The sequence below is a fragment of the Pseudovibrio axinellae genome (assembly GCF_900110875.1).
Taxonomy (GTDB): Bacteria; Pseudomonadota; Alphaproteobacteria; order Rhizobiales; family Stappiaceae; genus Pseudovibrio; species Pseudovibrio axinellae.
In genome coordinates this window covers 24,673-33,473 of the sequence record NZ_FOFM01000021.1, presented here as the reverse complement: position 1 = coordinate 33,473, position 8,801 = coordinate 24,673, and the positions used below count along the sequence as shown (strand labels likewise).

Below are 8,801 nucleotides of genomic sequence, written 5' to 3'. Positions count from 1 at the left end.
GCGAGCAGCGTTGTGTTTGAAGGGCATGAAAAAATCTTGGCTGATGAAAACTCCCGAAGCAATACGCTCTAAAGCCGGAATATTGCAACACCGCCGGTGGCAGGCTGTTTGCCGTTGCAGTTCTGTGTGTGCTTGGCCTCATCATCACACTGCCCGTGCTGATGAACCTGTCACACTTCAGTGCTCGTTCAGCCGAAGTGGTCGCGCTTGAAAATGTGTATCTCAGCTGGGCCATGGTGTTTGGTTCCATGATGATCCTTGATAGCGCGGCAAGTTGTTATTTTGGCGCTACCGGCAACACGCGCCTAATTTTTAGGGCCAGCCTTGCGGGCCAGCTGGTCTCCATGCCGATGACCTATCTGCTCGTCTTTGGCTATTATGGTTTTCCTGAGCTTGGCATGGCAGGTTCAGCCATTGGTACAGCGCTCGGGTCACTGACGGTCCTACTGGTCTACCTCATTCACACCCCCCAAGCGCTGCGCATGGCCGCTCTTAACGAGGTAAAAGCGCTGCTGGGTAAATCGCGCAAGGCCGTTCGTGTGGTCAGCCTTTTCAAACGCGGTCTTCCGCTGGGTGCACATGACAGCGCAGACGAGATTGGCAACACGGCAATTCTCTGGGCGATCTCCATCATCGGTGCCACAGCGCTGGCGGCCAATAACTTCAATGTTATTCTCAATTACATCGGCATCATTCCCGTCATCGGAATTGCCAATGGAGCGACAATTCTGGCCTCCCAGGCCATCGGACAGAACCAGCATGAGCGCATTGTAAAGATCGCGGCCTCTTCGTTGTTGGTTGCCCTTTCTTATGTGGCAGTCGTAACTGTGTTGCTTCAAACGTTTGACCGGGAGATCACCTCGTTCTTTTCTCTGGGGCAGTATGGTCCCGATATTTTCGAGCTTTCAATCTCCGTCACCTCTTACATCTGGTGTTATGCAGTCGCATTTGCTGTTTCATTTATTGCAAGCGGCCTACTGCAAAGCTTTCAGCAAAATACATTTGTCTTCAAAACCAGAATTGTGACCATGTGGTGTGGCAGCGTTCCTCTCGCATATCTGATTGCCTATAACTGGAGCGTGAAAGATGGCGCTCTTGAGATGATATGGATTTCGCTGAGCACCTTTGAGCTTGGCCTTGGCGTGCTGTTTGCCATAAGGCTCTCCGCGTGCATCCGTGATCAACATACACAAGGAGTAACCACGACCACGGCTCAGTGAGAGCGTTCAGGTGAGGCGGTGGTTAGTGTTGAAGAGAAGTCACTAGCTTAAAGCTAAGTTTTAAAACAGGAAATACTTTGACCACTTGATCAAAAAATACAGTCTGGAGTGGTATTCGTCCCTTACAGCTGGACCGCCCCTAATATTTTTTTGAAGTTTCGAGTAAAATTTTCACGAGCCTACTTGCGTATTACATATTTTGAGGTTATTTAGCCGACTTTAGCAGAACAATCTCATCAGGCTGTCTTCAGCTTCACAGTGCATGTAATGTGACGACCGGTAAACGGCCTCTCCATTACCTGGTTTTACTGTGGGTGCTGTTTACGCACGCACATACGTGCGCCCTGCTAAGATTTAATGTCTCAAAAATTTAGATAAACACCAGGATCTAGAACATGGCGCAAACCCAAGTTATGGATGAGACTTCACGCGGACACTCACGTCTGATGGAGCCAGCCATCCTTCCCGTCTGGCTTAAACAACGTGCCATTTCCAATCGTGGATACATCGGGCTTTGGATCTCAATGGCGGTGATCATCGCCACGTTCCAACTTGGCGCTGGCGGCGTTGCCGGTTTGCCGCTGCCAACCGTGATCGCGACAATCTTTTTCGCCAACCTTCTTTTGGGCCTCGTCATGGCGTTGACGGCGGATATTGGCACAGAGCACGGCATTTCCTTTGCAGTTTACCTGCGCGCGCCCTTCGGAACCGTGGGCACACACATCCCTTCTATTACTCGCGGGATCGTAGCGGCGATCTGGTTCGGCATTCAAACCTACCTTGGCGCGCTGGCATTAAACGGCATATTCGCGTACCTCACCGGTTTTGATAACTGGATTGTGTGGTATGTCGGCTTTGCGGTGCTTCAGGTTGGCAATACGGCGATGGGCATTCGCGCTGTTGAGCGGCTTGCGAAGATTGCAGCGCCTGCAATCATTGCCATATCGCTGTGGATGTACTTTACTCTTGACGGTCTAGCCACGGCGAGCGGCAAGGACATCTGGACCTTTGCAGGCGATGCAGAAATCTCCGTCATGGCACTGTTTGTTGCCAATATGGCCTTTTGGTCTTCCCTGGCAGTTGATATCCCGAACATCACCCGGTTCCTGCGTGTTGAAGCGGGCACAAAGAGCTTCTTCAAACGCAACAAGAACGTGTTTCTTGCCCAGTTTGTAGCGCTGCCTGTGGTGCAAAGCTGGATCGCGCTGATCGGCGCTGTTTCCTTTATCGCTGCTGGTGATTGGAACCCGATTACAGTTATTCAAGGTCAGGGTACAGGCATCACGCTTGTTGTTCTGCTTGTTATGGTGGTGCTGGCGCAGTGGTCTACAAACACCAGTGCAAACCTTATTCCAGCTGCGCTGACCTTCGTGAACGCTGGCGCTCCGTGGATTTCCTACGCAATGGGCCTGGTGCTGGCGGCGATTGTTGGCACACTGGCAATGCCGTGGCTGATCCTCGACCACCTGTTCACCTATCTGGGTCTGTATGGTGCCATGCTCGCCTCCCTTGGTGGCATCATGATTTGCGATTACTTCATGATCCGTAAGCGCCGTCTCAATGTGCCTGAGCTGTACAAGGAAGAAGGCCAGTTCGCCTACATTGCTGGCTGTAACCCGGCTGGTTTGATTGCCTGGGCCGTTGGTGGCGCCTTGGCAATCTACGCCATTGAGTGGTCTTACTTTGTGGGCTTCTTCGCCGCATTCGCGCTGTACTTCGTGCTCATGAAAACGTGGATCTTGCCAAAGTTCAAACAGGATGAGCTTGAGCATCTGGATGACGGAAAGTATCTGGCAACCAGCGTCAACCGCAACTGGGTGTATCTGGAAGGTCAGGGCATGTTGAAAATGGATTGTGCGAGCATTCCAAACAACGCTCTTTCCCGCGAAGATCTCTAGCACTTTCTTGCAATAACACCGACAACTCCTTGCCGTGCACTTGGTCCGCATATGCAGAGCTCGCGCGAGGGGTTGTTTCTTTTTGGGTTGCCAGCTAAAATTTTACTTCAGTAATTTAAGTTAGCGGTTTCATGAGTGCTCCTTCACACCTTGCCCTACCAACTGTTTTCCTTCATGAAGCAAGTGAGGCTGACTGGCCTGAGCTTTTGGAGTTTGAGACCAGTAACCGCGTCTTCTTTGAAAAATGGGTCCCTGCCCGCAACCCGGGATATTTTGCGCAAGAGCCCCTTAAGCTCATCATTCAAGGCCTTGTCGCTGACCCTGACCGGTTCTACCTGATCCGCAACCAGCACCAACAGCTGGTGGGTCGGATCAACCTGCGCGGGCTTGGCAAAGAGCCTTACAATAGCGCCGAACTTGGATACCGTGTGGGAGAGCAACATCTGGGCAAAGGTTACGCAAAAGCAGCGGTACTGGCACTTGCAAAGCAAGCGCGTGAAGATCCCGTATTAACACAGCTTGTCGCCTTTGCAGCAGACAACAACCCTGCCTCTTCCACCGTGTTGCAAACTTGTGGTTTTAAGCAGGATGAAGCTGCTACAAAAACCGTGAAGCTGAACAACGTGCCGTTGACATTGCTTCACTTTGTGCTGCCGCTCTAAGCCAGCACTAATGCGGCTCGTATTACTTCGAACCCGCACGACTACAGACGATCTCTACCACTTTCAGGTGTATAAGCTTTCTTCCAAGAAGAAAGAAAAATAAGATGGACCCGCACACAAAACAGGACCTCGGGCAGACTATACGTCATGTCCAAAGCGACTGGTTCCCCCTCAATTTTCACAAGTTAATCCGCTGCTGCCTATATGCAAGCATACCACTGGCGCTTCCTGTCGAATTCCCGCCCTCACTGCCCATATCTTCGTGACTTTCCTGAATAAAACATAACCGACAATGCGCTAGCCAGCCCTCCAATAGGGTTTTGATTACGTGTTTTTACCCCACCAAAACAACCCCAAAAAACACTGGATTTTCAGCAAGTTGGACAAAGCCTATAACGTTATTCATGCATGATCTGGCAAGAGTGAAAGCAAGGTTGGAGTACTAATGCCTGTTTATTTGACCGGCCTTGCAACAGCGGTGCCGCCCTACGAATTGCCACAGACCCTTGTGCTGGAGTATGCCCGCAGAATTCTGGGGCCGAAATTTGCGCAGTTTGAGCGCATGGCCGGAACGTTCCTTCGCGCTGGGGTAAATAAAAGAAACTCCTTTGTTCCGTTAGAGTGGTTTTTGGAGCCACAAGACTGGAAGAGCCGAAACGAGGCTTACCTGCGCGGTGCAACTGACTTATTCGTCACCGCAGCGCGCAAAGCGCTGGTAAAAGCAGGCCTGCGCGCCAATGAGATTGACTGCGTGGTCACGGTTTCCTCAACCGGGATCGCCACCCCAACACTGGAAGCGCGCGCATGGCGGCAAATGGGATTTCGCGCAGACATCAAACGCGTTCCGGTGTTTGGCCTTGGCTGCGCTGGCGGAGTTTCTGGTTTAGAGATCGCACGTCAACTGGCACGCGCGACACCGGGCAGCACCATACTCATCGTCACACTGGAAGGTTGCACACTCTCTTTTCGCAATGACCGGCTCACCAAAGCTGACATTATCGCCACCGTTTTGTTTGGAGACGGGGCCGCCGCCGCTTGTGTTTCCACCAATGCACCAGAAAAACCCCAGCAACTCCTTGAACTTGGGGCAGGACATCAAGAGATGTGGCCTGATACGCTCAACATTATGGGCTGGAATGTAGAGGAACACGGCCTTGGCGTGGTGTTTGACCGCTCGATCCCCGAGTTTGCAGCTAAGCACTTTCATGATGTGAGCACGCGCGCTCTTAAAGCCTTGGGGCTGGCCAAGCACGATGTAGATCGCTTTGTCTGTCACCCCGGCGGCGCTAAAGTCGTTCAGGCTCTGGAAGGTGCTTTGGGGCTGGACGCAAATACGCTGGAGGTTGAGCGCGAGATCCTTCAGGAATTTGGCAATATGTCTGCGCCCACAGTGCTGTTTGTTTTGGAACGCGTGTTGGAGCAAAGCACATCAGGCACCTTGGTAATGTGCGCACTTGGGCCCGGTTTTACAGCATCTTTTCAAAGTGTTTGCATTCTTTCAAATGAAACAACCAGACGCCACACCACAACACATACCCACAAACCAGAGGTGGTGACCAATGCCTGACGCTTCGCTCCCCGCACTGCTCTTTCTGGCTTTTATAATCTTACAACGCGTGTTCGAGCTCATTCTTGCGCGCAGAAACACTCAGCGCTTGCTTGCAAAGGGAGCGCATGAGGTGGGCGCGGCTCACTATCCGCTGATCATCAGTCTTCATGTATCCTGGATTATCGCCCTTGTTGGCCTTGGCTATCATCAACCCATCTCAATACCGTGGCTTCTTGTGTTTGCCGTGCTGCAAGTGTTTCGCGGCTGGATTCTGTTTTCACTCGGCGGGCGTTGGACCACGCGTATTATCGTAACCAAGACACCGCTTATCAGCACGGGTCCTTTTGCATTTATGCGCCACCCAAACTATCTGCTGGTCGCTCTGGAAATTTTTACAGCCCCCATGGTCCTCGGGCTTTTCCCTCTTGCCTTCCTCTACTCAGGATTGAACGGAGCCATGCTTGCACTGCGTATCCGCGTAGAAGATGAAGCGCTAACGGGCACGAGATAGAAAAGAGCGTTGCACAAAATACACTTATCAGCTTGAACCTCCTGTGAGATATTAATATATCACGACCTCACAATCACTGCGGGCTAAACACAAGCACCGCTGGGTCAGCTACACAATTCATGTGCCGAGGAAAACAATGCTAAACGGTTGCCATCTCATTGCCGGTGAATGGGTCGAGAACACCCAAAAGTTCCAGTCATCCCCGTTTTCTGGTAGCGCTCAAAGCTACTCCTGCGGCAACACTGATTTTGTTGAGCGCGCTGTACAAGGCGCAGAAGATGCCTTTTTGAGCTTCGGCTGGACCAGCCGCGCAGATCGCGCCCAATTCCTGCGCGAAATCGCCAGCGAAATTGATGCCCGCGGCGAGGAAATTACCTCTATCGGGTGTGCTGAAACCGGCTTACCGGAAATGCGCCTAATTGGAGAGCGTGGTCGCACTGTTGGGCAGCTTCGCCTGTTTGCAGATCACATCGAAAAAGGCAGCTATCTTGACCTTAGCCATGATGCGGCCCTGCCAGATCGTGCACCACTGCCGCGCCCCGACCTGCGCCTGAGCCAACGCCCACTTGGTCCGGTTGCCGTCTTCGGCGCTTCAAACTTTCCGCTTGCCTTCTCGACCGCTGGCGGAGACACCGCCTCTGCGCTGGCAGCTGGTTGCCCCGTTGTTGTAAAGGGCCATGAAGCCCACCCAGGCACCGCAGAAATCATCGCCCAGGCCATCGATGCAGCAATCAAGACCTGCCGCTTGCATCCAGGTGTATTTTCACTGGTGCAAGGAGGAAGTCACGAAGTTGGGACAGCATTGGTTCAGCACCCACTCATCAGAGCTGTTGGGTTTACTGGCTCCCTTGCCGGTGGCCGCGCTTTGTTTGACCTGTGTGCCACACGCCCTGAGCCGATCCCGTTCTTTGGTGAGCTTGGTTCCGTCAATCCAAACTTCATCTTCGAACATGCGCTTGCCAACCGCGGCGAAGCAATTGCGGCTGGCTGGGCAAGCTCCCTGTGTATGGGCGCTGGACAGTTCTGCACCAATCCGGGTGTGGTTTTGCTGGTTGAAGGTGCGCAGGCAGATGCCTTTATCGCCAAAGCGAAAAAAGCTTTGGAAGCTGCAAACGAACAACCAATGCTGACAGACGGTATTGCCGCTGCCTATCGGAGTGGAGCTGAAAAAATCGCCAGCAGTGCAGGTGTGGATGAACTGGTCGGCACTCCATGTGCAAGTCGCAGTGCTAAACCGTTCCTGTTTGTGACTGATGCTGAAAGCTGGCTTGAAAACAAAGAGCTTCAGGAAGAGGTTTTTGGCCCACTGGGCATTATCGTGAAGCTTAAGAGCAGCGAGCAAATGCAAGACGTGGCGCGCACCATAGAAGGCCAGCTCACCTGTACGATCCATATTGATGCAGCTGACCACCCACAAGCGCGCAAACTGATGCCGCTGCTGGAACGCAAGGCAGGCCGCGTTTTGGCAAACGGCTTCTCAACCGGCGTGGAACCTTGCGATTCTATGGTTCATGGTGGCCCTTACCCTGCATCAACCAACTTTGGTGCCACCGCAGTTGGCACCATGGCAATACGCCGCTTCCTGCGCCCGGTTTGCTATCAGGATATCCCGCTTGAGCTGGTTCAAGGCCTTGAAGCCAACGAAATGGCGTAAACACCCTTTGCCCAAAAGACAGACCTATTTGTAAACCACATCATGGGCTGCTAGAGCCACACCCATTGAGGGGCATGAACCTGAGAGCATTGCGTGCTCTTCCAGTTCATGCCCCTCAATGTTGATGGTGTTGCTACATTAAGTTGGAACTGATCGTAAAAATCAAACTGTGCTCCCTTCATAAAGCAGGCATGGCAACCATTAGCCTTTGAAAAAAAGCAATAACTCGATGATGCTGAGTGTTGATTGAAGAACGTTTATTGCAACGCCGACCGAAGAGATTGCACTGGCCGTAGAAGACAGCCACAAACCCTTGCAGCTATCGCGGCAAATTAAACCTCTGCATAGCTCTCTCTTGCTTTCGCAACGGTAAAAATGAGTTCTCTTTGAGGTTGTTCGAAGCCTTTATGGGAGCGATGCTCGACCGCTGGCATGTCCTTGCATTTAGTCGCCCCATAAGAGCCAGGCATATCGGTGATCACCTGTTTTGACCAGCGCCTTGGCTACTGGGAAAGTGCATTCGTCAGATGTTATCTATTCCTTCAAGAGAGGTTTGGAAATCACCAATGGCTCGCAGTCGGAAAGTGCGGTCTGGGGCTGTGACAAGTGAAGTAATGCGATCGCAACGGAAAGTTCGAACATCCTGTCTCAACTCATCCCAGGCAAGTACATACCAGATAGGGCTAGATAGTAAGAGGTAGTGCGGCTCAATAATTCGCTGGCTCTCTTCACCCGCGACAGTTGTGTAAGTGATTGAAATCGCGCTTCTATCAAGAAAAGCTTGATGCAACGTGCCAACGATTTCGACCGCGGGCGCCCTATACTGTGACAGAAGATGTGCGGGTGCGGATTTTCCAATCCGGATACGCGACTTTATGTCGTTTATTTTGAACGCCATCGCGGGGGAAAATGATGCAACGAGCTTTCTGCGAACGCCGCCAAGTTGCGCCATAAACAACGGCGAACCGCTTTGCTCAGCAGCGGCAAGGCTGATCAACAAATCAACTGCTTCGGTGTAGTTGAGACTTAACCTGCCAACACCCCAGTTTCGTTGCAGCCGCACACCCCCACCTCGTCCACGATCAGCCTCGATAGGTAGGCCTCTGTCGCGCAGAATTTCGATGTCTCGTGAAGCCGTACGCGAACTTACGCCCAGTTCCATCGCGATGTCGCCAATTGTCAGAGGCTCACCGGATTTTGCTAGTGCTGTAATCATCTCAAGCCGGTCCAGCCGGCTCAGGGTCGTCGAACGTGCCATCAAATAAATAGGACATAAATTGTCTTATTTATCAATAAAACTCTCATAT

7 protein-coding genes are annotated in these 8,801 nt (G+C 52.1%); 6 read left to right on the top strand and 1 reads right to left on the bottom strand.

What is annotated here, in order from left to right; genetic code table 11:
• Nucleotides 1–128 precede the first annotated feature (128 nt).
• The 6 genes from BMZ51_RS21865 to BMZ51_RS21840 all read left to right on the top strand — a co-directional run bounded on the left by BMZ51_RS21865 (nt 129) and on the right by BMZ51_RS21840 (nt 7,494).
• Complete coding sequence (locus BMZ51_RS21865; protein WP_208979623.1) at nt 129–1,220, top strand: MATE family efflux transporter; 1,092 nt, start codon at nt 129–131, stop codon at nt 1,218–1,220.
• A gap of 395 nt (nt 1,221–1,615) precedes the next feature.
• Nucleotides 1,616–3,118: an NCS1 family transporter gene (locus BMZ51_RS21860; protein ID WP_074882334.1), complete on the top strand. Its 1,503-nt coding sequence runs from the start codon at nt 1,616–1,618 to the stop codon at nt 3,116–3,118.
• Nucleotides 3,119–3,249: 131 nt separating this feature from the next.
• Nucleotides 3,250–3,780, top strand: coding sequence for a GNAT family N-acetyltransferase (locus tag BMZ51_RS21855; protein ID WP_068006898.1), 531 nt, complete (start codon nt 3,250–3,252; stop codon nt 3,778–3,780).
• 445 nt (nt 3,781–4,225) lie between these two features.
• Nucleotides 4,226–5,347, top strand: coding sequence for a type III polyketide synthase (locus BMZ51_RS21850; protein ID WP_082825651.1), 1,122 nt, complete (start codon nt 4,226–4,228; stop codon nt 5,345–5,347).
• The gene (locus tag BMZ51_RS21845) at nt 5,340–5,840 is read left to right on the top strand and encodes an isoprenylcysteine carboxyl methyltransferase family protein (RefSeq protein WP_068006897.1); all 501 of its coding nucleotides are present in this window, start codon (nt 5,340–5,342) and stop codon (nt 5,838–5,840) included. Before BMZ51_RS21850 ends, BMZ51_RS21845 begins: the two co-directional genes overlap by 8 nt.
• Nucleotides 5,841–5,976: 136 nt before the next feature.
• A complete protein-coding gene (locus tag BMZ51_RS21840) occupies nt 5,977–7,494 on the top strand; it encodes an aldehyde dehydrogenase (NADP(+)) (protein WP_068006895.1) in 1,518 nt (505 codons plus the stop codon).
• A 523-nt stretch (nt 7,495–8,017) separates the two neighbouring features.
• On the opposite strand, the gene BMZ51_RS21835 is transcribed toward BMZ51_RS21840, so the two are convergent.
• Nucleotides 8,018–8,710, bottom strand: coding sequence for a helix-turn-helix transcriptional regulator (locus tag BMZ51_RS21835; protein ID WP_203416176.1), 693 nt, complete (start codon nt 8,708–8,710; stop codon nt 8,018–8,020).
• Nucleotides 8,711–8,801 lie beyond the last annotated feature (91 nt).